The 26,652-nt window shown below is 64.4% G+C and carries 26 protein-coding genes and 1 pseudogene; 18 read left to right on the top strand and 9 right to left on the bottom strand.

The genetic code is table 11. The features are described from left to right. The first annotated feature begins 11 nt into the window (after positions 1–11). Positions 12–173, top strand: a complete 162-nt coding sequence (locus tag GJ654_RS11335; protein ID WP_342394933.1) for a TonB family protein — start codon at positions 12–14, stop codon at positions 171–173. Positions 174–585: 412 nt separating this feature from the next. On the opposite strand, the gene GJ654_RS21210 is transcribed toward GJ654_RS11335, so the two are convergent. Continuing rightward, positions 586–915 carry a transposase gene (locus GJ654_RS21210; RefSeq protein ID WP_196305517.1) on the bottom strand — a complete coding sequence of 110 codons (330 nt, stop codon included), beginning with the start codon at positions 913–915 and terminating at the stop codon, positions 586–588. 150 nt (positions 916–1,065) lie between these two features. Here GJ654_RS21210 and GJ654_RS11325 point away from each other — a divergent pair, with 150 nt between their 5' ends. The 14 genes from GJ654_RS11325 to GJ654_RS11260 all read left to right on the top strand — a co-directional run bounded on the left by GJ654_RS11325 (position 1,066) and on the right by GJ654_RS11260 (position 17,527). Next, positions 1,066–1,662, top strand: a complete 597-nt coding sequence (locus tag GJ654_RS11325; RefSeq protein ID WP_155446260.1) for a MotA/TolQ/ExbB proton channel family protein — start codon at positions 1,066–1,068, stop codon at positions 1,660–1,662. Continuing rightward, entirely contained in the window at positions 1,631–1,966 is a 336-nt protein-coding gene (locus GJ654_RS11320) for a DUF2149 domain-containing protein (protein WP_155446259.1), read from the top strand. The genes GJ654_RS11325 and GJ654_RS11320 overlap by 32 nt, the downstream gene beginning before the upstream one ends. After that, positions 1,953–5,861, top strand: coding sequence for a cobaltochelatase subunit CobN (locus tag GJ654_RS11315; RefSeq protein ID WP_155446258.1), 3,909 nt, complete (start codon positions 1,953–1,955; stop codon positions 5,859–5,861). The genes GJ654_RS11320 and GJ654_RS11315 overlap by 14 nt, the downstream gene beginning before the upstream one ends. 91 nt (positions 5,862–5,952) lie before the next feature. Beyond that, positions 5,953–8,250: a TonB-dependent receptor gene (locus GJ654_RS11310; protein WP_155446257.1), complete on the top strand. Its 2,298-nt coding sequence runs from the start codon at positions 5,953–5,955 to the stop codon at positions 8,248–8,250. Positions 8,251–8,472: 222 nt separating this feature from the next. Continuing rightward, complete coding sequence (locus tag GJ654_RS11305) at positions 8,473–9,585, top strand: phosphoribosyltransferase domain-containing protein (RefSeq protein ID WP_210350824.1); 1,113 nt, start codon at positions 8,473–8,475, stop codon at positions 9,583–9,585. Continuing rightward, positions 9,582–10,340: a hypothetical protein gene (locus GJ654_RS11300; protein WP_155446255.1), complete on the top strand. Its 759-nt coding sequence runs from the start codon at positions 9,582–9,584 to the stop codon at positions 10,338–10,340. The genes GJ654_RS11305 and GJ654_RS11300 overlap by 4 nt, the downstream gene beginning before the upstream one ends. Before the next feature lie 4 nt (positions 10,341–10,344). Then, positions 10,345–11,436 (top strand): cysteine protease StiP family protein, encoded by a 1,092-nt coding sequence (locus tag GJ654_RS11295; RefSeq protein ID WP_155446254.1) that lies wholly within the window; start codon positions 10,345–10,347, stop codon positions 11,434–11,436. A gap of 24 nt (positions 11,437–11,460) precedes the next feature. Then, positions 11,461–12,399, top strand: a complete 939-nt coding sequence (locus GJ654_RS11290) for an HpcH/HpaI aldolase/citrate lyase family protein (protein ID WP_155446253.1) — start codon at positions 11,461–11,463, stop codon at positions 12,397–12,399. A 251-nt stretch (positions 12,400–12,650) separates the two neighbouring features. Further along, positions 12,651–13,238: a TerD family protein gene (locus GJ654_RS11285; RefSeq protein WP_155446252.1), complete on the top strand. Its 588-nt coding sequence runs from the start codon at positions 12,651–12,653 to the stop codon at positions 13,236–13,238. Positions 13,239–13,251: 13 nt separating this feature from the next. Then, a complete protein-coding gene (locus GJ654_RS11280) occupies positions 13,252–14,424 on the top strand; it encodes a TerD family protein (RefSeq protein WP_210350823.1) in 1,173 nt (390 codons plus the stop codon). Positions 14,425–14,440: 16 nt separating this feature from the next. Further along, the gene (locus GJ654_RS11275) at positions 14,441–14,902 is read left to right on the top strand and encodes a tellurite resistance TerB family protein (RefSeq protein ID WP_155446251.1); all 462 of its coding nucleotides are present in this window, start codon (positions 14,441–14,443) and stop codon (positions 14,900–14,902) included. 99 nt (positions 14,903–15,001) lie between these two features. Further along, complete coding sequence (locus GJ654_RS11270) at positions 15,002–15,580, top strand: TerD family protein (protein ID WP_155446250.1); 579 nt, start codon at positions 15,002–15,004, stop codon at positions 15,578–15,580. Positions 15,581–15,786: 206 nt separating this feature from the next. Continuing rightward, entirely contained in the window at positions 15,787–16,500 is a 714-nt protein-coding gene (locus GJ654_RS11265) for a TerC family protein (protein WP_155446249.1), read from the top strand. Positions 16,501–16,741: 241 nt separating this feature from the next. Continuing rightward, positions 16,742–17,527 (top strand): undecaprenyl-diphosphate phosphatase, encoded by a 786-nt coding sequence (locus GJ654_RS11260; RefSeq protein WP_264586215.1) that lies wholly within the window; start codon positions 16,742–16,744, stop codon positions 17,525–17,527. A 90-nt stretch (positions 17,528–17,617) separates the two neighbouring features. Here GJ654_RS11260 and GJ654_RS21460 read toward each other — a convergent pair. Further along, positions 17,618–17,734 (bottom strand): annotated as a pseudogene (locus GJ654_RS21460) (hypothetical protein); the annotation flags it as partial. A 378-nt stretch (positions 17,735–18,112) separates the two neighbouring features. Between GJ654_RS21460 and fldA the strand changes: the two are divergent. Together fldA and GJ654_RS11245 are read left to right on the top strand one after the other, a co-directional pair. Beyond that, positions 18,113–18,595 carry a flavodoxin FldA gene (gene fldA, locus GJ654_RS11250; protein WP_155446247.1) on the top strand — a complete coding sequence of 161 codons (483 nt, stop codon included), beginning with the start codon at positions 18,113–18,115 and terminating at the stop codon, positions 18,593–18,595. Further along, complete coding sequence (locus tag GJ654_RS11245) at positions 18,574–18,999, top strand: DUF2023 family protein (protein ID WP_155446246.1); 426 nt, start codon at positions 18,574–18,576, stop codon at positions 18,997–18,999. The genes fldA and GJ654_RS11245 overlap by 22 nt, the downstream gene beginning before the upstream one ends. Before the next feature lie 64 nt (positions 19,000–19,063). Here GJ654_RS11245 and GJ654_RS11240 read toward each other — a convergent pair whose 3' ends face one another. The 3 genes from GJ654_RS11240 to GJ654_RS11230 are packed head-to-tail and all read right to left on the bottom strand — an operon-like array spanning position 19,064 to position 21,885. After that, complete coding sequence (locus GJ654_RS11240; protein ID WP_155446245.1) at positions 19,064–19,285, bottom strand: FeoC-like transcriptional regulator; 222 nt, start codon at positions 19,283–19,285, stop codon at positions 19,064–19,066. 6 nt (positions 19,286–19,291) lie between these two features. Further along, positions 19,292–21,643 carry a Fe(2+) transporter permease subunit FeoB gene (gene feoB, locus GJ654_RS11235; RefSeq protein WP_155446244.1) on the bottom strand — a complete coding sequence of 784 codons (2,352 nt, stop codon included), beginning with the start codon at positions 21,641–21,643 and terminating at the stop codon, positions 19,292–19,294. A gap of 2 nt (positions 21,644–21,645) precedes the next feature. Continuing rightward, the gene (locus GJ654_RS11230) at positions 21,646–21,885 is read right to left on the bottom strand and encodes a FeoA family protein (protein WP_155446243.1); all 240 of its coding nucleotides are present in this window, start codon (positions 21,883–21,885) and stop codon (positions 21,646–21,648) included. A gap of 210 nt (positions 21,886–22,095) precedes the next feature. Between GJ654_RS11230 and GJ654_RS11225 the strand changes: the two genes are divergently transcribed. Further along, positions 22,096–23,382 (top strand): DUF2325 domain-containing protein, encoded by a 1,287-nt coding sequence (locus tag GJ654_RS11225; RefSeq protein ID WP_155446242.1) that lies wholly within the window; start codon positions 22,096–22,098, stop codon positions 23,380–23,382. Between the two features lie 235 nt (positions 23,383–23,617). On the opposite strand, the gene GJ654_RS11220 is transcribed toward GJ654_RS11225, so the two are convergent. Genes GJ654_RS11220 through GJ654_RS11205 form a run of 4 tightly spaced genes read right to left on the bottom strand, consistent with a single transcriptional unit; the run spans position 23,618 to position 26,642 of the window. Continuing rightward, positions 23,618–25,714 carry a heavy metal translocating P-type ATPase gene (locus GJ654_RS11220; RefSeq protein WP_155446241.1) on the bottom strand — a complete coding sequence of 699 codons (2,097 nt, stop codon included), beginning with the start codon at positions 25,712–25,714 and terminating at the stop codon, positions 23,618–23,620. Continuing rightward, positions 25,711–26,040, bottom strand: coding sequence for a YtxH domain-containing protein (locus GJ654_RS11215; RefSeq protein ID WP_155446240.1), 330 nt, complete (start codon positions 26,038–26,040; stop codon positions 25,711–25,713). The genes GJ654_RS11220 and GJ654_RS11215 overlap by 4 nt, the downstream gene beginning before the upstream one ends. Then, on the bottom strand, positions 26,033–26,362 hold the full coding sequence (locus GJ654_RS11210; protein WP_155446239.1) for a hypothetical protein: 330 nt from the start codon (positions 26,360–26,362) through the stop codon (positions 26,033–26,035). The genes GJ654_RS11215 and GJ654_RS11210 overlap by 8 nt, the downstream gene beginning before the upstream one ends. After that, positions 26,349–26,642 carry a hypothetical protein gene (locus GJ654_RS11205; protein ID WP_196305516.1) on the bottom strand — a complete coding sequence of 98 codons (294 nt, stop codon included), beginning with the start codon at positions 26,640–26,642 and terminating at the stop codon, positions 26,349–26,351. The genes GJ654_RS11210 and GJ654_RS11205 overlap by 14 nt, the downstream gene beginning before the upstream one ends. Positions 26,643–26,652 lie beyond the last annotated feature (10 nt).

Raw genomic sequence — 26,652 nt, 5'->3', positions numbered from 1 at the left:
TGGCCTTCACCATTGGTCCGTCCGGTCGCGTCGTCAGCCAGGCGATCACGCGCTCGTCCGGCCACGCGGCGCTCGACGCCGCCGCGCGCGCCATCCTCAGCGCCGTCCAGGCGCCGCCGCCGCCGGGGGGGCGGTTCTCGACGAACACGATCATCAGGTTTCACCTGGACTGACCGCGACCGATCATTTGAACGGTTCTCGCGTCCGGCGACTGCGGCCACGGGCTTCCGGCGCGCTGTCGTCTTGACGGCCAAAGCCCTGTCCGGGTTGGTTGAGACGAGCCTTCATCTGCGGAAGACACACGCCCGCGGCTTTCTCTTTTCGCAGCGCTCAGCCTGAGCTCGGCGGCGTCTCCATCACCCACGCCTTGATCGTCGCGTCGCTGATCGGCGCGCTGTTCGCCGCGTCGCTCGCGGCGTCGGCCCTGCGGGATCTTTGGAAGGCTTCCGATTTCCTGGCGGCATGGAGATGAGCGGACCTAGCGCAAATCACTTAGGCGAGCTGTCGATCTCGATGCATGCTAATGCGTTTCCAGACCCAAATCTTTCGCACCAGCATGCGAGCGAGCCACGAACTCTCGGGGGCTCAATTTCGCGCCGCCCATCGGACAACGACCGTTGCGCCGAAGATCAAAAGCTTTCGGATGTCGCGCTGACCCATTTTGGATGTTTTTCCAAGACTCTGCTTGCCTCCGGTTGAATTCTGGCGGGGCGTCAACCCTGTCCACGCGGCGAAGTCCCGCCCATTCCTGAAGCTTTCCATCGGAGGGGCAAACGCCAAGATCGCCATTGCGCAGATGGGTCCAATGCCCGGCATGCTCATCAAGCGCGCATCATTCTCATTTTCCGCTGCATGCATATTGATTTCCTTCTCCAGGGCGTCAATTTTTTCTCGCAACTCGTCAATTTGTTTCACCTGCATCCGGCCCAAATTTCGGACAGCGCTTGGAAATGTCGTGTCGGGACCCGTCATCGTCGGAAAAGCGGAGCCTTGACATGATGAAAGTATGATGAAAGTCTCTAACCGTCATATCGCCGAGACGTGCCGGTCCGAGGGATATTCAGGATGAATTTGGTCCGCTGGCTTGAGGGGTTTTTGTTCCAAATCTCATCCGGCCTTTATGCCCCCGTCGTCGTGCTGGTGTCGGCGCTGGCGCTTTACACGACCTGGGCGTTTGGCGCCTTCATGGTCGATGCGCTGCTGCGCTGGCGGCGGGGCTCTGACGATCAGGCGGCTTTCGCCGCCGCGCTCGCGCGTGAACAGGAGGCGGGTGGCGCCGACCTTGAAGCGCGGGTCGAAAAGCTCTTGCGCCTGCATGAAATCCGGGCGGCTTCGTGTCTGGATCGCGTGCGCTTCATCATCAAGGTCGGGCCTGCGCTCGGCCTGATGGGCACGCTCATCCCGATGGGGGTCTCGCTCGCCTCGCTCGCCGAAGGCAATATTCCCAAAATGGCCGGCAGCATGGTCACCGCCTTCACCGCCACCGTGGCGGGACTGGCCTGCGGCGTCCTCGCCTATGTGATCGCGCTGCTGCGGGAGAAGTGGGTGCGGACCGACCTGCTCGAAATGGAGTTTTTGGCGGAAACCCGCATGAGCGCCGCGATCGAACACGTGCGACTGGAGAGGCGCCATGCGCTATCTGAAGCGCCGGCGGCGGCTTGAGGCCGAGGCGCCGCTGGAGGATCCGCTGTCCGGCGTCGCCAATCTGTTCGACGCCAGCGTTGTCTTCATCGTCTCGATGATGATCGCGCTGTTCGTCGCGCACAACATGCTCGACCTCATGAACCCCAAGGCGGAACTCACCATCACAAAGAAAACCGCCGATGGCGGCCTTGAGATCGTCTCGCGAAATGGCAAGGAAATAAAAGTCCAGAAGGTGACGGACCAGAAACTCGGCGGAACCGGGGAAAAGCTCGGCGCCGCCTATCGCCTTCAGGACGGCCGCGTGGTCTATGTTCCGGATTGACGGGTTGCGGCTGCTGCTCGCCGCGTTTTTCGTCAGCCTCGGCCTGAACTTGCCTCCGGTTGTCGCCGAACCCCTTCAGGTGCATGTCGCCCTGGTGGTCGGGGATACGGAGTCCGCCGCCGCCATCGAGGCCGTGCAGACCCTTCGCGCCGATCCCCATCTCAAGGGTTTCGCCTTTCACGTCGTCACGCCCCGGGCCTTGGCCAAGGGCGCGACTGAATCGCTGGCTTTGGCGCGCGTCGTTTTCGTCCAGACGGTCGGGCGCAATCTGTCAATGACGGTCGCGCCTTTCGTCCCCGACATCGTCGCTCGGGGCGGCGTGGTTTACGCGGTTGGCCCGAGTTGGGACGACGACATGGCGCGCGCGGGGTTCAGCCGCGACGAGGTTTTGAGCTATTTCATGCGCGCGGGCGGGCCTCAGAACATGGCCAATATGGCGCGCCTCGCGCTCAAGCAGCGCTTTGGCCTCGACCTTGCCGTCGCGCCGCCGCGCGACCTGCCGGAAATCGGTGGGCTCGATCTCGCTTCCGGCGACATCGTCGCGGATTTCGACGCCCTGCGCGCCCGCATGCCGGCCGACAAGCGCGACCGTCCCTGGATCGGCCTCGCCTTCTATCGCTCCAATGCGCTGTCTGGTCAGTTGGCGACGGTCCGCGCCCTGGCCGCCGCGCTGGACGCGCGCGGCTATAACGCGGCGCCGTTCTTCGGCTTTCCCAACGAGCCGACACTCGAAAAATTCGCCTTCGATCGCGCGGGACGCCCGGTTTTCGCGGCGATCGGCGCGCTGTCGCTGAAAATCTCCAACAATCCGGGGACCCTCGGCCCGTTGCTGGATCGGATCGACGCGCCGGTCGTCAATCTGATCACGCTGAATTCGCAATCTGAAGCGCAATGGCTGGCGTCGCCGCAGGGGCTCGATACGGTTGAGCGGGCCTGGCAGGTCGGCAATGCCGAATATGGCGGCTTGACCGCGCCGACCGTGGTCGCCGCCAAGGAGGTTTGGCGCGATCCGGAGACAGGCCTTGAGGGCGTGCGTGAAAAACCCATCGCCGAACGTTTTTTGCGCGCGGCCGATCGGCTGGCGGCGCTCGCCCGGCTGCGCGCCCTGCCGAACGCGGACAAGCGCATCGCTCTGCTCTATTACAATTACCCGCCGGGCAAGGCGACGATCGGCGCCTCCTATCTCAACGTTCTCCCGCAGTCGCTGCTCGCCCTCGCGGGCCATTTGCGCGACAACGGGTTTCGCATCGACGATTTGCCCGAAGCGGAAAAACTCATCGAACTGATCCGGGACGGCGGCGGCAATATCGCGCGCTGGTCGCCGGGAAGCCTCGACGCCCTGGTCCGCGCCGGCGTCAAATCTGGCTTCGTTCAGCTTCTGCCGGTCGAGACTTACGAAAAATGGTTGGAGCAGGAGGCGCCCAAAACCCTGCGCGATGCGATGAACGCCAAATGGGGCGAGCCGCAAAACTCCAAGGTGATGGTGTGGCGCGATCCCGAGGGCCGCGCCTTCTTCGTGTTCCCCGCCTTTCGCTTTGGCAATTTGCTGCTGGCGCCGCAGCCGTCGCGCGGCTGGGAGCAGAATGTCGAAAGCCTCTATCACGACGTCACCCTGCCGCCGCATCATCAATATCTGGCCTTCTATCTGTGGCTGCGGCGCGCGTTTCAGGCCGACGCCATGATCCATTTGGGAACGCACGCGACCCATGAATGGCTGAGCGGTAAGGAAGTCGGTCTTTCCGGTGGCGATCCCGGCGAAATCGTGGTCGGGGCGACGCCGCAATTCTATCCCTATATCGTCGACGATGTCGGCGAGGCCATCCAGGCCAAGCGGCGCGGCATGGCGACCATCGTCAGTCACATGATCCCGCCGCTCGACAAGGCCGGCGTCGCTCCGCAGCTCAAGGAAATCACGCAGCTTCTGTCCGATCATCGCGTGGCCCAGGAAAAAAGCCCCCTGGTCGCCGCCGGTTTGCTCGACCGCATTGAGGACCGAGCGCGCGCGCTGGGGCTCTTGAAAGACCTCGGCGTCGTGTCGCTTCGCGCGCAAAAAGATTCGGTGGAGAAACTCGACGATCACATCCGCGAAATCTCCGAACGCGCCACGCCGTTCGGCCTGCACACATTTGGCCGCGCCCCCGACGAGGCGGCGATGCGAAAGAGCGCCGAAGCCATCGCCGCGCCATTGCAAGACTCCGAAACCATTTCGCGGCTGATCGCCGCCATGCGGCAATCGGCCAAGGACGAGCTGGATCATCTGGTGAGAGGCCTGTCCGGGCGCCATGTCCCGGCTGGCCCCGGCAACGATCCCGCACGCACGCCGGAGTCGCTGCCGACCGGGCGCAATCTCTACGGCTTCGACCCGACGCGCTTGCCGACGCCGGCCGCCTGGGCGATCGGCGAAAAGCTCGCTTCCGACCTCGTCCGCGATTTTCATGCGCGCAAAAGCGCGTGGCCCGACAAATATGTCTTCAATCTCTGGGGCGTCGAAAGCTCCCGGCATGAGGGCGTGATGGAGGCGCAGATCATGACCCTGCTCGGCGTGCGCCCGCAGTGGGACGCGCGCGGCAAGATCAAGGGCTTGGAGCCGATCCCGCGCGCCGTCCTGGGGCGTCCGCGGGTCGATGTCGCCGTCATCCCGTCCGGCCTTTATCGCGACATGTTCCCGGTCGCGATGAAATGGCTCGACGAGGCCGTGACGCTTTCGCGCGTGCAGGACGAAGCCGACAATGCGATCCGCCGGCATTTTGAAACAACCCGCGCCGAACTTTTGGCGCAGGGCATTGGGTCGGAGCGTGCGGAAAAGCTCGCGGGGGTGCGGCTGTTTTCCGTGCCTTCCGGCGCCTATGGCGCCAATCTCGACAAGGCCATTCCTTTGTCGAACACCTATGGCGAGGGCAAGGAGGCCGACGCAAAACTGTCCGACCTCTATTTCCTGCGCATGCATCACGCCTTCGGTCAGGGGCTTTGGGGCGACAGCGTCGCGGATCGCCCCGATCTCGGCGTCGATCTGCTCAAAGGCGCGCTGCGCGGCGCGCAGGGCGTGATCCACAGCCGCTCTTCGAAGATTTACGGCGCCTTGGACGGCGACGACTTTTATCAATATCTCGGCGGAACCGCGCTGGCGGCGCGAGCCGTCAACGGCGCCACCCCCGAGGTGCTGGTCACCGACATGGCCGATCCCAAGGCGGCGCGCACCGAGACGCTGGAGCATTATCTCGGCCGCGAAATGCGGGCGCGCTATCTCAATCCAAAATGGATCGAGGCGATGATGAAGGAAGGCTACGCCGGCGCCGCCTTCGTCACCCGCATGGTTGAAAATCTCTACGGCTGGCAGGTCACCACGCCCGAGGCGGTGGGCGACGAGAAGTGGCAGGAAATTTACGAGACCTGGGTGAAGGACCGCAACAAGCTCGACATCGCCCAAAAATTTCGCGACGCCAAAAACCTGCCCGCCTACCAAGCGCTGGTCGATCGCATGCTGGTCGCGGTCAACAAGGGGTTCTGGCGCGCGTCTGTTGAAACCGTTGCGGACCTTGATCGGCTCAATCGCGCCTTGATCGCCGAGGCGGGCGCCGCTTGCGACAAAAACACCTGCTCGTCGCCCGAAATCACCGCGCTGGCGGAACAGCGGGATCGCAAGGCGGCGGAGCCGAAGGAGGCCGCGCCCTCCGCGACGCAGATCGCCGCCAATGTCGCGCGCGCCGCGGCTGAAGCGCCGGCGCCGAACGCGCCAACCGCCGCTGCGAAAGGCGAAATTTCCGGCTATCTCATGGAAGAGAAAACCGGCGCCGGTGAAGGCCAGACGCCGCCAGAAACGCCCCTGGCCGGCTGGATCCTGCTGATCGCGGCCTTGGGCGGCGGAGTGCGGCGTATCGTCGGCGCGCTGTTCTGAATCCTGACGCGGATCTATGCGAACGGAGAGCTTGACCCACGCCATGACGATATGATCATTTTATAAGGATATCATATTGTGGAGAGGCGTCGTGGTGTGTCGAGCTTTCATCCGGATCTGTCTGACGACCACCGCCTTGACCGCGCTGACGACCGTCGTCGCGGCGGAAACCGTGCAGCTCGAAGAGGTCACCGTCACCGCAACGCGAGAAGAGGTTCCGCAAAACCGGGCGCCGGCGGCGATGACCGTGATCACGCGCGAAAAGATGCAGAACCGGCCGGAGGGACGCATTGGCGACGTTCTCTCGGGGACGCCCGGCCTGTTCATGCGCGGCAGCGCCTTCGAGGGCAACCGGCCCGGCAATTCCGTGGGCACGATCAACATGCGCGGCATTCCCGGGTCGGCGCGCACCTTGTTCCTGGTCGATGGCGTCCCCTTCAATTCTCCACTCTCCGGCACGCTGGACTATGCGTTGCTGCCGATCACAAGCGTGGAGCGGATCGAAGTCGCGCCGGGACCGTTTTCATCCCTCTACGGATCGCAAGCGATTGGCGGCGTCATCAACCTGATCACGGTGGCGCCGACCAAGCGCGAAATATCCGCCTCGGGCGCTTTCGGCGCCGGCAGCGCCCGTTCGGAGCGCGTCACCCTGTCCTACCGCGATCATTTCAACAGCGGCCTTGGCGTCGCCTTTGACGGCGCCGCCACCAATTCCTCCGGTTTTCGCGACGAGGGCGCGACGATCACGACCTCGCAGGCGACCGCGCCCGTGGGCAAGACCGTCACGCCCGTCACGGGCGTCACCGCCGTCCAGACGTCGACGGGCTCCAAAGCCTATTTGCTGGGCGATCGCGGCGAGAGGCCCTGGTGGACCAGCAACGCCGGACTTCGGCTCTATTATGACGTCTCCGCCGACACACGCGTGTCCGCGGGCCTCGTTTATGGCGAGAGCGCCAACGGCTATGGCGATCCGCGCAGCGCCGCCGTGAACGCGGCGGGCGCTCCCATCTATAACGGCTGGATCAAATATGCGGTCAATGGCGCGACGCGCTATTCCAACCTCAACGGTGCGACCAACCCCTTCCTCAATTTTGCTCCCGGCGGCGAAAGACAGATCATGACTTTTCTGCGCGGCGAGACGCGGGTCGAAGACGTCAAGATCAATGCCGGCGTCAGCTACACCTACACCAACGCCTGGTATCTCTCGCCGACCGCCGCCTCGGTCATGACGCCGACAGGAACCGGCTTCGTCTATGCCGGCGGGGGAACCTACACCCCCGGTCCCGCCAATCGCCTGCTGGCGACGCTTCAGGGCGAGCGCGCCTTGACGTCCTGGGATTCGCTCATTGTCGGCTTGCAGGCGCAACGCGACTGGTTTGATCGCAACGTGGAGGACGTCGCCAATTACAAGGATGTCGACAGCGGCACGGGCGCGATCAGCTATCATTCGCAGGGATGGGCCAACACTTTGTCCGCCTTCGCGCAGAACAAGACCGATTTCGGCGACAAGGTCAGCCTCTATCTTGGCGCGCGTTACGATTATTGGACCACGGCCGGATCGACCTGGCAGGCGGCGACCGCCGTTCAGTCGAGCCTGCCGTCATTTGCGATTTCATATGCGCCGCGGAGCGCCGGCGCGCTGTCGCCCAAGGCGTCGCTCGTCTATCTGCCGGTCGAGGACATCACGCTGCGCGCCTCCGCCGGGCGCGCCTTCCGCGCGCCCGATCTGTTGCAGCTCTATTCCCGCTCGCAGACCACGCTGGTCAGCTACACCGACGCTGCGCCCAATCTCATGCCCGAACGCTCCGCCTCCTGGGAATCGGGCGGCGACTGGCGGATTCCCGCCTTCGGCACAAAACTGCGCGCGACCTATTTCGAGAATTATCTCACCGATTTCATCTACACCCAGGCGGTCTCGGTGAACCAGAATTTGCGCCGAAACGCCGGCGCGGCGACCGTGCGCGGCGTCGAGTTCGGGTTCGAACAGAAAGTGCTCGAAAGCTGGGGCGTCTACGGCAATGTCACCCGCAACGTCTCGAAAATGACCGCCAACAGCGCCGTGGCCGCAGATGTCGGCAAGCAGCTCACCTTCACCCCCAATTGGATGACCGGTTTCGGCGTCACCTATGCCGACGGACCCGTCAAGGGCTACCTCGGCGGGCGCTATATGTCGAAGGTTTACGCCGACGATCAGAATCGCGACACGGCGGTCGGCATTTTCGGCGCCTATGATCCCTATCTGGTTTTCGACGCCAAGGTCTCCTACGCCTTCAAGGACCAGGGGCTGACCGTCAGCCTGACCGGGACGAACCTGACGGATCAGCGCTATTACGCCTATTATCTCCAGCCGGGACGAACCATCTGGGCCGAGGTCGCCTGTCGTTATTGAAGGCGATGAGGCCCGCTCCTTGCCGTTCGAAACCGCCCGGTCCAAGCCGCCACCGCGCATTCCCGATAAGGACGCCGTTTGCTTAAGGTCTTCCTTGTTGCATGATGCGGCGCTCCGGCGCCTCCTCCGAGCGGTCGATCCATGTCCCATGTCGTAAACCAAATGACTCCGCATGATTGTGTCAGCAGCCGTTCCCTGAAACTCGGGGACAGTAACCCGATCATGACTGCCGACTTGCCCACGGGTCGCATCGAGGCTTTCATTTCGCGCTCAACCCGGCGGCCGGAGGATCTCTTTGGCTTCGCGCAGCGGCGGAACCCCAAACGCGCATTCCTGTTCGTTTCGCGCGTGCTCGGCCGCCACATTCCCGTGGCGCCGTCCCTGATGCGGAAGACCTACGAGGCATTGGCGAAACAAATTCCCGCCGACCTGCCCGGCCCAATTCTCGTTGTCGGCATGGCTGAAACAGCCGTCGGTCTCGGCGGAGGCGTCCACGACGCTTATGTCGCCGCCACTGGGCGCGGCGACGTCGTTTTCCTCGCGACAACGCGATGCCAGCTCGAAAGCCCCGTTCTCGCGCGTTTCAGCGAAGACCACAGCCACGCCACAAGCCACCTGATTCACCGGCCGACATCGCCAGGGATCGCGGATCTCATGAAAAAAGCGCGCTCGCTCATTCTGGTTGACGATGAGATCACGACGGGGCGCACCATCGTCAACCTGCGCGCGGCGCTGATTGAAGCGGGTCTCGCCCGGGTGGAGCGGATCATATTGGCGACGCTGACGGACTGGTCGGATGGCGATGCGGCGCGCTCAACGCCTGAACCATGCATGAGCGTGTCGCTGCTCTCCGGCAGCTACAAGTGGACGCCCGATCCTGCGGCGCCGCTCCCCGAGATGCCGCATGTCGACGTCACAGGGCGTAGCCCGCACACGCCCGATCCCGGGCGCGATTGGGGTCGCCTCGGCGTCCTGAAGCAATCGTTCGCGATCGACGCGCGAACCCGTGCGCAAGAACGCATCCTCGTGCTGGGAACAGGCGAATATGTCTTGCCGCCGTTTTTCCTGGCCGAGGCGCTGGAAAGGGCGGGAGCGTGCGTGCGATTTTCCGCCGTCACGCGATCGCCGATCGCGGTCGGCCATGCCATCGAGTCCGCCTTCGCCCTCCGGGACAATTACGGCCTCGGCATTCCCAACTTTCTCTACAATGTCGACCCAAGCCGTTACGACCGAATCATCTTGTGCGCCGAGACGCCCCGCGCCAGCATCGACCCGGGCCTGGTGCGGTTCCTGGGCGCCCGGCTGGAAATCCGCGCCGAAGGGCGATTGCAATGACGCGCCCCCTTGTCTTCGTCGACCTCGACGACACGCTGTTCCAGACCCGCCAAAAATGCCCGGACGGAGAAGCCCCGCATCTCACGCGGGCCACGACGGCGCGCAACGACAACCATTCTTTCATGACCCGCCCGCAAAAAGCTTTTGTCGAATGGTTGCTGCGCGGCGCCGATGTGGTTCCGGTCACCGCGCGCGGCTCGGAGGCGTTTAAGGCGGTTCATCTTCCCTTCCGATGCGGCGCCGTCCTGGCCAATGGCGGCGTCCTGCTCACCCCCAATGGCGCGCCGGACCCGGAATGGCGCGCCGAGATCGCGCGCGACCTCGCCTCGATGACATCCGGATTGCAGGACCTTCTCGAACGCGGCCGGGACGCGGCTCGCGCGCTCGGACTCGATGTCCGCTCCTGGCTTGTCGTCGAGAATGAACTGCCGATCTACGCCGTCTTCAAGGACAACGCGGACCCGTTTGGCGCCGGGCTCGCCGGCCTCGAAAACGTCCTGCGGGCTGAGCCGGGATGGACCGTCCACCGCAACGCCAACAATCTCGCCTTCATTCCCGGCGTCGTCTCCAAGGCGCGCGCGGTCGCCCACCTGATCGCAAGAGCCAGGCGCGACGCGCCCGGGCGGCCGATTCTCGGTTTCGGCGACAGCGACACCGATTTCGCCTTTCTGTCGCTCTGCGACCTCTGGGGGGCGCCGCCGAACAGCCAAATCGCGAAAACGCTTGGCAAATCACTCAATCTCGCGCCAAAATGAACCTATGATAACCGCCACGTCGCCCGTTGCGCTGCATGGCACCTTTGATGCGGCGGACATCACATTCCTGCTCAAGCCCGTCCTGGTCGACTCGACGGACGTGATGGAGAAGGAGCGTTTGATTCAATCCGGCGCGCGTCACTATTCGGAGATGATCAGCTTCGAAAAGCCGCCGACCCTTGCCTACGAGGCCATTTTCGCGGACGCTCTCGACCGGGGCGCTGAACGCATGGGGCGCGAGATCGCCTCTCTCGCCGTCGCCCTTCAGAGGATTTCGCCAAAAATCGTCACGCTGGTGAGCCTCGTGCGCGCCGGCGCGCCGATCGGCGTGCTTCTCGCCCGAGCGCTGAAGCGTATCGGAGTCGATGTCGCCCATTTCGGCGTGTCGATCGTCCGCGACCGTGGTCTCGATCACAACGCGCTCGACTTCATCCTTGCGCGACGTCCCGCCTCCAGCGTCTTTTTCGTCGATGGCTGGACCGGCAAGGGCGCCATTGCCAGCGAACTTGAACGCACGCTGGCTCGCCGGGCCGAGGTCGAACCGCGCCTCGTCGTGCTCGCCGATCCCTGCGGCGGCGCTTGGCTGGCCGCCAGCGGGGAGGACTGGCTGATCCCCTCTGGCATCCTCGGCGCGACCGTGTCCGGCCTCATCAGCCGATCGATCCTGAACGACGATGTCGTTGGGCCAGGCGATTTCCACGGCTGCATAGTCTGGAGCCATTTGCGCGGATACGACCGAACGCGCCCCTTCATCGAAACCGTGGAGACGCATGTCGAAGCGGCGTTGGCGACCACGCCAGCCGCCGAATGGACAAGCGCGCATCGGCAAGAACGCGCGGCCGCGTCCAGCGACGTGATCGACGCGATAGCGGCGCGTCACGGCGTCACAAATCGCAACCGCATCAAACCCGGCATCGCCGAAGCGACACGCGCCATCCTGCGCCGTGTTCCAGAGCGCATTTTCGTCGACGACCCGGCGGACCCCGACCTCGCCGCTCTGGTCCATCTGGCGCGCTCTGCTAAGGTCCCGCTGGACCGACTGCCCGGCGACGTCGCGCCCTATCGCGCGGTCACCCTCATCAGGCCAATCGCCTGAATTCGCAATTTCTGGGAATTCGACGTGACCCCTTCGCCCCATGCCCTCGGCGCCACGCTCTACATGCCGGTCACCCGGCCCGACATCTTCGATATCGCCGTCGGCCGCAAAATTCCCGAGTTGCGCTCCCTCGTGCTTTGCCTGGAGGATGCGCTCGCCGAACATGACATCGCCAGGGGATTGCGCAACCTCGCCGACCTGCTCGCGCGGCTCGACAGCCATGGCCGCACGCGCGGCGACCGCCCCCTCCTGTTCGTAAGGCCGCGCTCCGTGGCGATGGCGGCCGAAATCGCCGCCGCGCCGCACATTGAACGAGTCGACGGCTTCGTGGCGGCGAAATGCCGACCCGGCCATCTCGACCCGTGGTTTCGCGCCGTGGATCACACCGAACTCCTTCTCATGCCAACGCTGGAAACGGACGAATTCTTCGACGTCCAGGAAACGAAGTTTTTTTTGCGCGAGCTTCGGGCGATCGCGCGCGACCGCGTCCTGGCCTTGCGCATCGGCGGCAACGACCTTATGGCGCGGCTCGGACTGCGCCGCGCGCGCGGCCTCACGCTCTATGACAGCGCGCTCGGTCCCGTCCTCTCAAGCCTCGCCATCCGCGGCGTCGCCGAGGGGTTTGCGCTCACCGCGCCGGTCTTCGACATCCTCGACGATCCCGACTCATTCGCCGCGGAGTTGCGCCGGGACGCCTGCCACGGCTTCGTCGGCAAGACCGCCATTCACCCTTGCCAGATCGCGGCCATCCATCGCGCCTTCCAGCCTGAGCAAAGCGAAGTCGAGATCGCGCGCGCGATTCTCTCGCCCGGAGCGCCAGCGGTCTTTCGAATGAATGGCGCGATGTGCGAACCTGCCACGCACGCCCGTTGGGCGCGCAACGTTCTTGCGCGTTTCGATACTCTTGGCGCGCGCGACGCGGGGACCGCCCCCGACTGCGAGATTTTGCGCCTTGACGGATGACGCTTTCCGAGAGAAGCCTCTTGAAAATGAAGAAGAAAATTAGGAGTTCGCTCACCTGCGCCCGCGGGCCCGCCTTGTCCTGCGCCGCAACCATCCGATTGGTTCCCGCGGGCTCTCGCAAAACTGCCGACACAACTCTATCTTAATGTCCCGGGACGATTACTGCCGTCGAACAGTCCATGCGTTTCAAGGAAGCCGCCGAAGCGCCGCATCTTGGCGGTCGCGAAAGCGACAAAAATCAAAGGGCGCCTATGTCTATTTCGCTTGCCAAAGGCCAGAGTGTCGATCTGCGCAAACAAACCAACAGCCTCACCCGGGTCAAGATGGGCCTGGGCTGGGACGCCGCGAAATCCGGCGGCGGCTTTCTCAAGAGCCTGTTCGGCGGCGCGCCGGAGGGCATCGACCTCGACGCCTCCTGCATCGTGTTCGACGCCGGCAAGCAACCCGTTGACCTCGTGTGGTTTCGCAACCTCCGTTCCAAGGACGGCGCCATCCAGCACTCCGGCGACAATCTCACCGGTGAGGGAGAGGGCGACGATGAAACCATTTCGGTCGATCTCGCCTCTCTGCCCGCCGAAGTCGTTTCACTTGTGTTCACCGTGAACAGCTTTCGCGGCCAGACGTTCAACGAGGTCGAAAACGCGTTCTGCCGTCTCGTCGACGCCGCCAATGGCAAGGAGTTGGTCCGCTTCAACCTGGCGGAAAAGGGCGCGCACTCCGGCGTCGTCATGGCTGTGTTGAGTCGCAGCGCCGACTCCTGGACCATGAAAGCGGTGGGGACGCCGGCCAACGGCCAGACGGCTCAGCAATTGTTGCCGTTCGCCGCCGCCGCACTCTGAGCGGGCGACTTTCGTGCCAAACCTGCAAAAAGGGGAAAACGCGCCCCTGCCCACGACGACGCCGATCGTGCGCATTCAGATCGGTAGAGGGTCGATCGTCGGAGACATCGACATCTCAGCCTATCTGCTTGGCGAAACCGGAAAAGTGTCGGGCGACCCCGACATGGTGTTTTACGGCCAGCGCCAGTCGGGCGACGGCGCGGTCCGTTTGACCTCGTCGAACGACAGCGAGACCGTGTTTTCACTGAACCTCGCCTCGGCCGCCGCCCGGGTTCAGCGAATCGCCTTCGCCGCGACCCTGCCGGGCGAAGGCGTTGCGCGCCCGACCTTCGCCAACGCCGCCTCTGTCGCCTTCGAAATCGAGGGCGCCGATCCCATCCGTTTCCCGGTTCCGACCGAGGGCGCCATCGAAACCTCGATGATCCTCGGCGAGATTTACCGTCGCAACGGCGTCTGGAAGGTTCGCGCGGTCGGACAGGGGTTTTCGGGCGGATTGAAACCGCTCGCGGAAAGTTTTGGCGTCGTCGTCGCCGAGGATCCGGCTCCGACACCCGCGCCGCCCCCACCGCCGCCGCCTTCAGCCGTTTCGTTGTCGAAGGTCACGTTGACGAAGGCGCAGCCGAAAATCGACCTGACCAAGAAAGGCGACAGTTTCGGCGAGATCAGGATCAACCTCAACTGGAGCGCGGCGCCGGTCAAGACCGGGTTTTTCGGCCGCCCCCGGTCGGTGGATCTCGATCTCGGCTGCCTCTACGAATTGCGGGACGGACACAGGGGAGGGATCCAGGCGCTGGGCGACAGTTTCGGCGCCTTCAATTTCGAACCCTACATCGAATTGTCCGGCGACGACCGCTCCGGCGCGGTCGCGGAGGGCGAATGGCTTCGCATCAATGGCGCGCGCTGGGGCGAAATCCGCCGCCTTTTGATCTACGCCTTTATTTACGAAGGCGCGCCGAACTGGGCGGCGACGGACGGTCGGATCACGCTTTACACGCCCGGCGCCGCGCCGGTCGAAGTCCCGCTTGAGGAAGGCGATTCGCGCAAGAACATGTGCGCGGTGGCGCTGATCGAAAATGTCGACGGCCAGATGCGGGTGTCACGCGAGGTCAGATATTTCAACGGCCATGCCGAAATGGACAGAAGCTTTCATTGGGGCCTGCGATGGGTCGCTGGCGCGAAAGACTAACAGGAAGGACCATCAAATGTTTGAAGACTGGATCAAGGCCGCCAAGGACAAGGCTTCCGAGGCGAGCAATGCGCTCAAGACCGAGATCGGCAAGTTCAAGAACCGGGAGTTCATGGAGGCGACCGTGGCCGGTTGCGCGCTGGTCGCCGCCGCCGACGGAACCATTTCTTCGGACGAAAAGAAGAAGATGGTCGGGTTCATCCAGACCTCCGACGAACTGAAGGTCTTCAAGCTTGAGGACGTCATCGGCTTTTTCAATCAGGTGACGTCGAAATTCGACTTCGACGCCGACATCGGCAAGGTCGAGGCGATGAAGATCGTCGGCCGCCTCAGGAACAATCCGGCGGCGGCTCGCACCATGGTGCGCGTCTGCTGCATCATCGGCGCGTCCGACGGCAATTTCGACGAGGGCGAGAAAGCGGTCGTGCGCGCGATCTGCGGCGAACTCGGCCTCACCGCGAGCGAATTCGGCTTGTGACTCCCTAATCCGGAGTCAGGTCCGCACGATTCCGGTCCTCCATACGCACACTCCATCGGGCCCGAGCGGACGGGTTCGACTCTGAAGGAATTGACACCCATGGCCATCAGCCTTTCGAAGGGCGGCAACGTCTCCCTCACCAAGACCGATCCCAATCTCAAAAAAGTTCTGTTCGGCCTCGGCTGGGATCCGCGCGCGACGGACGGCGCCGAATTCGATCTGGACGCCTCCGTCTTCCTGCTCGGCGAAAGCGGAAAAGTCCGTTCCGAAAAGGATTTTATTTTCTACAACAACAAGGTGTCGGCGGATGGCTCGGTCGAGCACGCCGGCGACAACCTTTCCGGCGCGGGCGAAGGCGACGACGAGGTGGTCAAGGTCAACCTGCCCGCCATTCCCGCCGACGTTTCCAAGGTCGTGTTCACGGTGACGATTCACGAGGCGCCCGCCCGCAAGCAGAGTTTTGGTCAGGTCGGCGGCGCCTTCATCCGTCTGGTCAACCAGGACACGAACGTCGAAGTCGCCCGCTACGACCTGTCCGAAGATTATTCGACGGAGACGGCCATGATTTTTGGCGAACTCTATCGCAACGGCGCGGAATGGAAGTTTCGCGCGGTGGGCCAGGGTTACGCCGGTGGCCTCGCGGCGATGTGCAGTCAGTTCGGCATTAACGTCGCCTGAACCACCAATCGTTTCTCCGGGCGGCGCGAGCCGCCCGGGCTTTTGTCGAAATTGACCCGAGAAGGCGGAGCAAAGCGCCGGCGGGAGCCCACGCGCGACGTTAAACTGGTAGCGTCGCCATCGAGCAAAGCTCAATGCTGTTCCCGCAGGGTTATATCACAGCCAGCCCATCTGGCATGGCTCCCGCCGACGTCTAAGGACACCACATGGACTATTTCAGCACCGCGTTCCTGATCTCGCTCCTGCAGATTATCTGGATCGATATTCTGCTTTCGGGCGACAACGCCGTGGTGATCGCCATGGCGTGCCGCTCGCTTCCGCCCAAGCAGCAAAAAACGGGCATCGCTCTCGGCGCCGCGACGGCCGTGATCCTGCGCATCGTCTTCGCGTCGATCATCACCTATCTGCTCGCGGTCCCGTATCTTCGCATCGTCGGCGGTCTGATGCTGCTCTGGATCGCCATCAAGCTGGTCAAGGCCGAGGAAGACGACGAAAACCACATCCAGTCGAAGGAAACACTGTTCGGAGCCGTGCGCACGATTGCGCTGGCCGACATTGTGATGAGCCTCGACAACGTCGTCGCCATCGCCGGCGCGGCCAAAGGGAACATCCCCCTGTTCGCGATCGGCCTCCTGATATCGATCCCCTTTGTCGTCGTCGGCGCCTCGCTGATTACGAACTTGATCCAGCGTTTCCCCGTCCTCATCTGGTTCGGCGGCGGATTGCTCGGCTGGATCGCCGGCGAGATGATCATCACAGACCCCTATGTCGCCAATCTCGCGCACACATTCCTCGACGCGCACGCCCATGGCGACGCCGTTCATTACGCCGCCGCGGGCGTCGGAGCGGTGATCGTCGTCGCCGCCGGCTTCATCCTGACGAAAATGGGCGCCGCCGCGAAGGCGCCCGACTCCGCCTGAACCCGCCAGGCGATCCGAACAACGCCACGAAGGACGGCTCCTTGAGAGCCGTCCCTTGCTCAGAGCCAAAAGTCTCGGTCTTCCGGTGGGCGGTCCGCCGGGCTCCCGTCGACGCATCCATCCGCGTCGAAAAGCACGCGTTCGCAAGGTTAATGCTCATTCGGCTCATGAATTTTCGCTGGGCGCGCGGCGGTTCACTGGCGTGGCCAGGCCCACTCACCCATGAAAGCCTCACACCTTGATCGAAATCCTCAACGTCGTCCTCCTCGGCCTCATCGAGGGCATCACGGAATTTCTGCCGATTTCCAGCACGGGCCACCTCCTGATCGCCGAACACTGGCTCGGCCATCGGTCGGATCTTTTCAACATTGTCATCCAGGCCGGCGCGATGATCGCCGTGACCCTGGTGTACCGCCAGCGCCTTTTCGCGCTCGCCACCCACCTCCGACAACCGGAAAACCGCGCTTATGCCTTGAAACTGTCGGTCGCCTTCCTGATCACGGCCTTGCTCGGTCTCGTCGCCAAAAAACTCGGTTTTTCCCTACCGGAATCGACAGCGCCGGTCGCGTGGGCGCTGATCATCGGCGGCGTCTGGATCCTGGGCGCGGAATGGTGGGCGGGGCGTCAGCCCCCGCGCGCAAAGGTCACCTGGGCGGCGGCCGTGATCGTTGGCGTCGCCCAGGTCGTCGCCGGTATTTTTCCGGGTACGTCGCGATCCGGCGCGACGATCTTCGCCGCGATGGTCGCGGGAACGACCGATCGCGCCGCCGCCACGGAATTCGCGTTTCTGGTCGGCATTCCCACCATGTTCGCCGCGAGCGCTTACGAGCTTTACGGCCAGCGCGCGCATGGCGCGGGCGGCGAGGACTGGACGCTGCTCGCCATAGCCTTCTTGGCGTCGACCGTCGTGGCGTTCGTAGCGATCAAGTGGCTGCTCGGCTTCATCCAATCGCACAGCTTCACGGTGTTCGCGTGGTATCGCATCGCACTGGGCGGGGCGCTCCTGGCGCTTCCAGCCAACTGGTGATCGAGAGGGCGCAGCGCACACGCGTGTCGCGACGCCTCCCCACGTCACTCCGTTTTGTCCCGCGGCAAGACGCCGCGCCTTGCGCCTCAGCCATCGATCAGCCTTGTCGGCGGCCGAAAAATCCAGCGCCAGGATCGACAGTCCGAGGGGAACCATCCAGAACCCGAGCACGGGCAGAAACCCGAAAATTCCGAAAATCACCGGAATGACGCCGATCGGAGCGCGCAGCCATCGCCAGCGCCATGTTGGTCTTGGTGAAGATGCGGAAGGCGGGCAGGGCGATCAGGCCCCTTTTCGAGACCGTCCTGATTTCCGAGGGGTTGCGGACCCGCATGACGACCTCGGTGAGGACTGCTGCTCAAATCTAGAATATTTCTAAATTGACGGTTTCAATTTGTACGATGAAGCAGGATTGGTATTTTCTGCGGAATAGCGTCGCACTCGATCGTATTCTGTCCATGTATCGAGCGATAAAGACTACGCTACGCTCACCCTAAGCTGCTTCTGCAATCCAGGGCGGCGAGCACATTTCTGATCATGATCTTGGACTAGCTTCTAGAAAAGCTAGAATACAAGGAAGGCGACATGAAAATAAATATCGTTTTTGGTTCCGACGGCGGCGCGACGCGTGGCGTCGCGTCAAAAATCGCCGCCAAGTGTCAGGGGCGGACCATCGACATCAAGAAGGCCTCCGTCACCGATTTCGAAAACTGCGACTTGCTGGTGCTGGGTTCGCCCACCTATGGCGACGGAACCCTGCAAACGGATTGGGAAGACAATATCGACAAGCTGCGCGCCGCCAATCTCAAGGGCAAGAAGGTCGCCCTGTTCGGAACCGGCGACCAGCAGAACTATCCGACCTCCTTCCTCGACGCCGTGGGCATTCTCTACGATGAGGTCTCGGCGCTCGGCGCCCATGTCGTCGGCTTCACCGACACCAAGGGCTTCGACTATGTCCAGTCCACCGCCGAACGCGACGGCCAGTTCGTCGGTCTGGCCCTCGACCTCGACACCCAATCCGGCATGACCGAAAAGCGAGTGACCGCATGGCTGAACCAGTTGCTCTGATCGCGGCGGCCGAAGCGCCCCAGCCGTTCGCGCCGCCCTGCGCGGTCGAGGGAGACGCGTTCCTGCGTCTTCTGCATCATCATGTCTACGAATATGGGCGCGGAGTCCGCGCCCTGTTTCTGATGACGCTGACCCGCACGGAATTGACGCGCGCGCTCGATCGGATGGCGAAACTCGGCATCGACCATTTCGTCCAGGAGGTGTGCCCCGCCAAGGCCAACCTGTTCTTCGGCCGGCGCGCTTTCGTCGATGTGGCGCGGTCGCTGGCGACGCGCTCGCTCAATCTGCTGACGCCGGAAGAGGATTTTATGCTCGGCGCGCTGCTCGGCTATGATCGCGAGCAGCAATGTTTGCGCTATCTCGCGCGCCGTCAACGCGTCGCGCTGGCGACCGCCGCGGAGTGACTTTACCCCCGCGCGACGGCGTCGGGCGCGCGGGGTCGCGACAAAATCGACGCGACCCCGATCATTACGTCACCCATTCATAGACGTCGTCGGACCGGCTAGCGCAGCTGCAGCCGGCCTTGCACGCCTTTCCTTGCAGCAGCGTCACCCGCCCCTTGGCGACCCAATGCTGCATGACCTGCCGCGCCGCGTCGGGTGTGGATTCAAAATGCCGCGCAATGTCGCAGAGTGTGGCGCGCCGCCTGTCCATCAGATAGGCCTTGGCGGCGGTCAGCGTCATCGTCATGGGACCTCACTCCGCCGGAGCCGCCGCGAGCGCGCGCATGCGCTTGCGCCCCGCCACGATCATCAAGCCGATCGCGAGACCTGCGAACCCGACGCAGGCCGCAAGCGTGTTCGACGAAGACGCGGGATCGCGCGCGAAGGTCGCGATCTGGAAGAACGCCACCGCCGACGTGTAGCCGAGCAGCGTGCTCCAGCCCGCCGCGAAGGCTGTCCAGGCGAGCCCCGCCTCGTGCCGGATCGCGCCCAAAGCCGCCACGCAAGGCGTGTAGAGCAGGATGAACAGCATGTAGGCGAAGGCGCCGGCGAGGCCGTCGAACCGGTTGGTCATCGCGCCGAATACGCCTCCCTGCACCTTCAGTTCCGCGGCGGCCGCCTCCGCGTCGCCGGTGTAGGAGACGTTCAGCCCCAGCGGATCGGTGAGCGAAGAGCCGATCTCGCCGAATTTGGCGGGAATGGTGGCGACGGCTTCCCAAAGCTTGGCGACAACGCCGCCGCTCTCCTTCGGAGCCTCGGCGGACGCGCCCTCGGCCTGCGCCTTGGCGGCCGCGTCTGCCGCGCCCATTTCGGCGTAGAGCGAGTTCAGCGTTCCGACCACGGCCTCCTTGGCGAAAATGCCGGTGAACAGGCCAACGGCGGCCGGCCAGTTCTCGTCGGTGACGCCCAGCGGCCGGAAAATCGGCGTGACGGCTTGGCTCGCAACCGCGAGCACGGAATCGCGCGTGTTTTCCTTGCCGAACGAGCCGTCCGTTCCCAACGCGTTGAAGAAGCTGAGCGCGGCGACGATGGGCACGATCACCTGTCCCGCGCGGAAAATGAATTCGCGCAGCCGTCGCCACGCTTGCAGCAGCACGGTGTGCGGCGTGGGCAGGTGATAGGGCGGCAATTCCATCACGAAGGGGGAGGTTGCGCCCTTCAGCACGGTGGCCTTCAGCAACAAGCCGGTCGCCACCGCGAAGCCGATGCCCAGCATGTAAAGCGCGAACACCACATTCTGGCCGTTCTGGGTGAAAAACGCGGCGGCGAACAGGGCGTAAACCGGCAGGCGCGCGCCGCACGACATGAACGGCGCCATCATCATGGTGAGAATGCGATCGCGACGATTTTCCAGCGTCCGCGTCGCCATGATCGCCGGCACGTTGCAGCCGAAGCCGACGATCAGCGGCACGAAGCTCTTTCCGGGAAGGCCGATGGCGCGCATGGCGCGGTCCATCACAAAAGCCGCGCGCGCCATGTAGCCGGAGTCCTCAAGGAAGGAGAGGAACAGGAACAGCGAGCCGATGATGGGAATGAAGGTCGCGACCGTTTTAATGCCGCCGCCGATGCCGGTGGCGACGAAAACGGTCAGCCATTCCGGCGCGTTGACGCTTTTCAGCCCCTCGCCGACGCCGTCCACGAACAAAGCCTCCGCCGTCAGGCCGAAAAACTCGATGAAGGCGCCGCCCACCTTGATGGTGAACAGGAACATCAGATACATGGCGAACAGGAAGACGGGCACGCCGAGAAAGCGGTTCAAGACCACCCTGTCGATGCGCCGGGTCAGTTTCAGCGAAATCTTGCGGGGCTGGTGGAAGCAGGCGGCGATGATGTCGCCGATGAAGCGATAGCGGCCGTCGGCGATGATGATGTCGGCCTCGTCGCCGCAGGCGGTCTCAATCTCATGCCCATGCCGCTCGATCTCGCCCTTCAGGCCGCGACCGGCCAAGGCTTCGGCAAAACCGTCGCCTTCCAGAAGTTTCAGCGCCACCCAGCCGGGATCGACGCCGCGGGCGGCCGCGGCCTCCGCGACCATGGGCAGGAGCGCCGCCCGCGCCGCCTCCACCGCCGGGGCGTGGGTCAAATGAACCGAGGGAACCGCCGGCTTGTGGCAGGCGCTGGCGATGGTGGCCTTCAGTTCGGCCATGCCCCTGCGCCGGCTGGCGACAATCGAAACCACCGGGCAGTCCAGCATCCGCGACAGCGCCTTGACGTCGATGCGGATGCCGGTCTTTTCCGCGATGTCCACCATGTTGACGGCGACCACGACGGGAACCCGCATCTCCAGCAGTTGCGTGGTCAGATAGAGGTTGCGTTCGAGATTGGCGGCGTCGAGGATGTTGACGACGACCTTCGCCTCGCCCGACAGGATGAAGTCGCGCGCAACGCGCTCGTCCTCTGAGCCTTTCGACAGGCCGCCGATCATGTAGATGCCGGGCAGGTCCACCAGGTCGAACTTTTCGTCGCCCAGCGCGTAGGAGCCGACCTTCTTCTCGACAGTGACGCCGGGCCAGTTGCCAACCTGCTGCGTGGAGCCGGTGAGCGCGTTGAACAAGGTGGTCTTCCCGCAATTGGGATTGCCGACGACGGCGACGACATGCGTCATGCTCAGAGCCTTTCCGCCAGCAGGATCGCCGCTTCGCGTCGGCGCAGCGTCAGGGTGAAATTGCGAACGGAAAGCTCAAGGGGATCGCCCAACGGCGCCACGCGGGTCACGGCGAACACGGTTCCCGGCGTCAGCCCCATCGCCAACAGGCGCTGGCGGTACTCGCGTTCGCCCTTCACGAAACCGGTGATGCGGGCGGAGTCGCCGGGCTTCATCGTCTGCAAGCAAATATCGTTCTGCATTTTCAGTCCGCCGGAAATGGTTGGAAGTAGCGGGACAAGGACCCGCGCATGAAATCCATAAGGCCTGACTATTCATTGGGGAGTCGCGCCGGTCAATACGAGCGCGCGGAATTTAGATTGATTCCAACCATGGCCGTTTGCCTTGCAACGAATCGCGGCCCGAAGTGTCGTTTCGTCATCGCGCCAATGAATTGAGGAGACATCACGGCCATGCGGAAGGATGTGACGATCGCGCCGGCGGCGCTGGCGCTGGCCACCTCCGCGATGACGCCGATCCTGGCCAATCTGATCCGCCCGCCCGCCGAAAGCCCCGCCGCCGACCATCGCGCCGAGGGACGGCGTCTCGCCATCTGGGAGGTGCGCGGCGCTTCTTGGTGCTCGATTGTGGGGACGTGCATGTCGCTTGGCGAATTGCGGCGCATTGCGAAAAAATGCCGCGTGGTCGACAACCCCTGGCGCATGAGCGATTACGACATCCACGGCACGCTCACCGCGCGAATGAGCACGGACAATGCGGCGGCCCGCGCGGTAACCAAACACCTCGACGCCAAGTTCGAAGGCGCGATCCGCAAGGCGCACGCGCTGGAAAAAGCCGAGGATTTCGTCGCCTATTGGGAGGCCGCCGTCGACGCGGGCCTCGCGCCCGGCGCCTACTGGGCGATGGTCACCCATCCCAAGTTGCCGCTCGAGGTCGAATCCCGCGTCTACGGCGAAATCCACATGATGTCGCACATGTCCGGCGCGTCCAATCGCGGCGACGCCCGCGCCATCGCGGAGGCGCGCCGAGAGAAGGGCGAACTGGCCCGGCGGCTGTCGGCGCGGATCGGCGAGCGCGACGCGCGCCTGCGCGAAGCCGAGGTGGAGATTGCGCGACTGCGCGCGCGCCTCGCCACAATGGAGACATTGGAACGCGAAAGCGCCCGTTTGCGGCGGCTGGCCGACCACGACGGCCTGGCCTCCGAATTGCGCGACCAAGCGAGCGAACTTGACCTTCTCCGGCAGGAGAATGCGCTGCTGAAGCGCGAGGCCACAGGTTTCGAACTGCAGTGCGAACATTTGCGCGCTCGGCTGCATGTCGCGCAGAGCATGGCGCGCGCCGACCCTCCGCCGGAATCGACCGCGGATGACGCAAGGGACGGCGCCCTGGACGATGCGGCGGGCGCCGACGAGCCGACCGATCTGTGCGGACGTTGCCTGCTGTACGTCGGCGGGCGTCCGCGAACGGTGTGCAAATTGCGTCAGCTTATCGCCGGCCGCAATGGGCAGCTCCTGCATCACGACGGTGGGTTGGAAAACGCCTCCGCCCGGCTCGGCGAACTTGTGCGCCAGGCGGACGCCGTGTTCTTCCCCGTCGATTGCGTCAGCCACAGCGCGGCGGAGGCGGTGAAGAAAATCTGCCAGACCGAGGGCAAGCCCATGCGTCCCTTGCGCACGGCGAGCGCCACCGCTTTTCTGCGCGCCCTGGACGCCGCCGTCGCCCAGACAAACGCGCCATAAGCGAAGGTTCGCTCTGGAACCTTCGCGGGTTTCCGCGAGATCGCTTCGCGATCCGCGCAAACAAATCGTATTCCGCTCGCGCGGAAATCCGCCCTTTGCCTGGAGGATTTCCGCGCTGTTCCGTTGTCGCTGATCGCGAAGCGATCGTGCGTAAACCGTATCACCCGGAAATCTTTGAAGCGCTTGCGGATTGGCCGCCGTCTGGCGAGCCGTTCGCGGGCGAACCGGCGCGGAATCAGGCGCGCCGCTTGCCCGCTTTCGGCCCCGACCCGCGAAACGCGTTGAGCAATATGCCAATGGTCGTTCCATTGTGCAGCACGGCGGTGGCCACCGGAGACAACGCGCCGAGCGCGGCCAGCCCGAGAATGGCGGTGTTGAGCCCGACCGTCAGCTTGTAGTTGGTCGCGATCCGCGCCATCGCCGCATTGGCGAGATCGCGCGCGTCGGCCACGCGGGCGATCGAATCCTCCAGCAACACCACGTCGGCGGTGAGCCGCGCGATGTCGGCGCCTTTCTGCATGGCGACGCCGACATGGGCGCCGGCCAAGGCGGGCGCGTCGTTGATGCCGTCGCCGACAAAGGCGATTTTTGCCCCCTTCGCGTTGAGATCGGCGACGATCCCGGCCTTGTCCTCGGGCGTCAGTTCGGCGTGGAACCCGTCGAGGCCGAGCTGTTCCGCCAGCTCCGCCGCGCGGTCGCGGTGATCGCCGCTCAGCATCAGCACGCGCTTGACGCCCGCGCGCCGCAGCCGCGCGATCGTCGCCGCCGCGCTCGCGCGCAAAGAATCCTTCAGCGCCAGAATGCCCAGCAGTCGCCCGCCAAAGCCGATGAACAGCAGCGTCTTGCCGCCGAGATAAAGCCGCTCCACCACCTCGGCATGCGCGGAAACGTCGATGCCCTCGTGGTCCTCAACGAAATGGCGCGAGCCCACCACGATGCGCTGGCCGTTGACCTCGCTGGCCACGCCATGCGCGACGATGAACTGGACTTCCGTGTGGTCGAAATGGTGGTTCTTGTCCGTCGCCTGCGCGGCGTTGACCACTGCCAGCGCCAGCGGATGGAAATAGTGCTCCTCGACCGAAGCGGCCAGACAAATCAGGTCTTCGGCGCTATAGGCGGAATCGAAGGCGATGGAGTCGGTGACCTCCAGATGCCCGGTGGTCAGCGTCCCGGTCTTGTCGAAAATGAACGTGTCGGCCTGGGCGAGGCGCTCCAGCGCGGTCGCGCCCTTGACCAGAATGCCGGATTGTCCGGCATTGTACATGGCCGACTTGAACGCCACGGGCGTCGCCAGTTTGAGCGCGCAAGAGTAATCGGCTTGCAGCACGGAAGCCGCCGAACGCCAGTCGCCCGTCAGCACGGCGGAGACGCCGGCGAGTTTCAGCACGGTCGGCACCAGCCGGTCGGCGAGGCGGGCCGCGTCGAGTTGCGCCTCGCTCTTGGCGGTCAGCGATTGCTCGACATAATCGGCGATGCGCGCCGCCGCCGTGTGCCGCCCGACCTGCTCGGCATAGATGGTGAGGCGGCCATCCTCCATGCTCGTGCCAGACAGGACTTTCGCGCCGCGCGTCTTGATCACCGACACGCTCTCGCCGGTCATGGCGGCTTCGTTGATGACGCCCTCGCCGGACATCACCGTGCCGTCGACGGGAATGACCGCGCCCGCGCCGACCACGACGGAATCGCCCACGCAAACGTCGCCGGCGGGAATTTGAACCTCATCGCCGCCGCGCAGGACCCAAATAAGATCGCTGCTCGGGCGCAAAAGATGTTTCAACAGATCGTCGGAGCGGCGCGCGATCGAATGCTCCATATATTCGCCGAGCGCGAGCATGAAGGTGGTGGCGTTGGCGGCGAGAAAGTCCGAGCGCGTCAGCGAAATGGCGACCGCCATGGACTCCAGCACATGGCTGGTGACGCCGTTGTCGCGGTAATCGGCCACGCCCGCGCGCAGCATCGGCGCCGCCGCCGCGAGGCTGATGGGCAGGCGCGCGGGCATGGGCAGCACGCTGGCGCCGACCAGCACGGCGAGCGAGGAGGCCACGGCGCCCGCGCCGTCGTCGGCCCGCGGCTTGGCCTCGACCTCGTCCCAGCGCATGTCGGCCAGCGTCGCGACAATGGTCATGACGCTGGTGCGGCTGGCGTCGAAGGCGATGACCAGCGAGGCCGCGCGCGCATTGACCCGGACCGAGGTCACGCCGTCGATCAACCGCGCCATGCTCTCCAGCGCGACGGGGTCGGGCGCGTGGAGATTGCGCGGATAGCTCAGGCGGACGCGACCGGGCAGCCGGTGAACGACTTTTAACGCGCGAAGCCAGGGCTGCGCGATCATGCCGCGCCCTGTTCCGCCTCGACTTCCGCGGCGAGATCGGCCATCTGCTCCTTCATCTCGGCCAACCCGCCCATCACGCTGGAATAGGCCTGGATCGCGCCCTTGAACAACTTGCCGCGGATTTGCTCGTCCGACAGCACATAGGCCGCGATCCCGCCCACCGCGAGGCCGAGCAGGAACTGCTCGTTGCGGCCCTTGGGCAGCAGGTTGTTCAGGCTGTTGAAAACGCCCTGGTTGGCCGGAGGCGCCATATTGGCCTGGCCCGCCAGCAGATTTTCCAGCCGGCGGCGCTTGAGGCCTTTGCTCTTCTTCTTTTTCTTAGCCAATTTCAGCCTCCTGTTGCATTTGCGGGGGTTCGGCCGCGAGCAGGGTCTCGACCGCCATCACGCCAGCGACGCCGCCGGCGATGGCGAGCGCGGCGCTCAAATAATCCTGCCGGCGCAGACTGTCGGCGGTGGCGACGCCGGCGGCGAGGGCGAAGCCGCCCTGCAACGCCAGCCGCGCGACCGCGCGATTGGGCGGCGCCCCGGCGGCGCGATTCTGGATCGCGGTGAGCAAACCCGTGGCGACCAGGCCGCGCGTAAAATTATTGGAGAGTTCCGCTGGCGCGAGCGGACTGCCGCGCCCTTTCAGCTTACGCTTCTTCATTCTTGCTTGTCCCGTTGGAGGAGGTGGGCGCGGTGGCGGCGCCATCCTCGGGCGGCGCGGCTTCGCCGGTGAGTTTCGCGCGCAGGCTGGCGCTGGATTTTTCTACCGCGCTCAGTCCGGACACGGTCGCGTCGCGCAAGCCCTCGCCGGCCTTGTCAAGGCCGCTGCGGGCCTTGTGCGCCAGGTCGGTCAGCTTTTCGGGCGCCTCGGCCTTCTTGAGCGCCCTGACGCCCACGGCCCCGGCCACGATGCCGGCGGCGAAAGTGAGAAGCCTCCACATGATCAACTCC

The sequence above is a fragment of the Rhodoblastus acidophilus genome, from assembly GCF_009720655.1.
Classification (GTDB): domain Bacteria; phylum Pseudomonadota; class Alphaproteobacteria; order Rhizobiales; family Beijerinckiaceae; genus Rhodoblastus; species Rhodoblastus acidophilus_A.
The sequence above is the reverse complement of the archived record's forward strand: the minus strand, read 5'-3'. Positions and strand labels throughout refer to the sequence as shown.

Bases quoted from the DNA above. Each gene is read 5' to 3' on its own strand.
- GJ654_RS11270 (WP_155446250.1), top strand. From the start codon at position 15,002: ATGGCCATCAGCCTTTCGAAGGGCGGCAACGTCTCCCTCACCAAGACC.
- GJ654_RS11210 (WP_155446239.1), bottom strand. From the start codon at position 26,362: ATGAAGAAGCGTAAGCTGAAAGGGCGCGGCAGTCCGCTCGCGCCAGCG.
- fldA (WP_155446247.1), top strand. From the start codon at position 18,113: ATGAAAATAAATATCGTTTTTGGTTCCGACGGCGGCGCGACGCGTGGC.
- GJ654_RS11315 (WP_155446258.1), top strand. From the start codon at position 1,953: ATGTTCCGGATTGACGGGTTGCGGCTGCTGCTCGCCGCGTTTTTCGTC.
- GJ654_RS11230 (WP_155446243.1), bottom strand. From the start codon at position 21,885: ATGCAGAACGATATTTGCTTGCAGACGATGAAGCCCGGCGACTCCGCC.
- GJ654_RS11320 (WP_155446259.1), top strand. From the start codon at position 1,631: ATGCGCTATCTGAAGCGCCGGCGGCGGCTTGAGGCCGAGGCGCCGCTG.
- GJ654_RS11205 (WP_196305516.1), bottom strand. From the start codon at position 26,642: ATGTGGAGGCTTCTCACTTTCGCCGCCGGCATCGTGGCCGGGGCCGTG.
- GJ654_RS11305 (WP_210350824.1), top strand. From the start codon at position 8,473: ATGACTGCCGACTTGCCCACGGGTCGCATCGAGGCTTTCATTTCGCGC.
- GJ654_RS11325 (WP_155446260.1), top strand. From the start codon at position 1,066: ATGAATTTGGTCCGCTGGCTTGAGGGGTTTTTGTTCCAAATCTCATCC.
- feoB (WP_155446244.1), bottom strand. From the start codon at position 21,643: ATGACGCATGTCGTCGCCGTCGTCGGCAATCCCAATTGCGGGAAGACC.
- GJ654_RS11275 (WP_155446251.1), top strand. From the start codon at position 14,441: ATGTTTGAAGACTGGATCAAGGCCGCCAAGGACAAGGCTTCCGAGGCG.
- GJ654_RS11220 (WP_155446241.1), bottom strand. From the start codon at position 25,714: ATGATCGCGCAGCCCTGGCTTCGCGCGTTAAAAGTCGTTCACCGGCTG.
- GJ654_RS11285 (WP_155446252.1), top strand. From the start codon at position 12,651: ATGTCTATTTCGCTTGCCAAAGGCCAGAGTGTCGATCTGCGCAAACAA.
- GJ654_RS11225 (WP_155446242.1), top strand. From the start codon at position 22,096: ATGCGGAAGGATGTGACGATCGCGCCGGCGGCGCTGGCGCTGGCCACC.
- GJ654_RS11240 (WP_155446245.1), bottom strand. From the start codon at position 19,285: ATGACGATGACGCTGACCGCCGCCAAGGCCTATCTGATGGACAGGCGG.
- GJ654_RS11265 (WP_155446249.1), top strand. From the start codon at position 15,787: ATGGACTATTTCAGCACCGCGTTCCTGATCTCGCTCCTGCAGATTATC.
- GJ654_RS11300 (WP_155446255.1), top strand. From the start codon at position 9,582: ATGACGCGCCCCCTTGTCTTCGTCGACCTCGACGACACGCTGTTCCAG.
- GJ654_RS11245 (WP_155446246.1), top strand. From the start codon at position 18,574: ATGGCTGAACCAGTTGCTCTGATCGCGGCGGCCGAAGCGCCCCAGCCG.
- GJ654_RS11295 (WP_155446254.1), top strand. From the start codon at position 10,345: ATGATAACCGCCACGTCGCCCGTTGCGCTGCATGGCACCTTTGATGCG.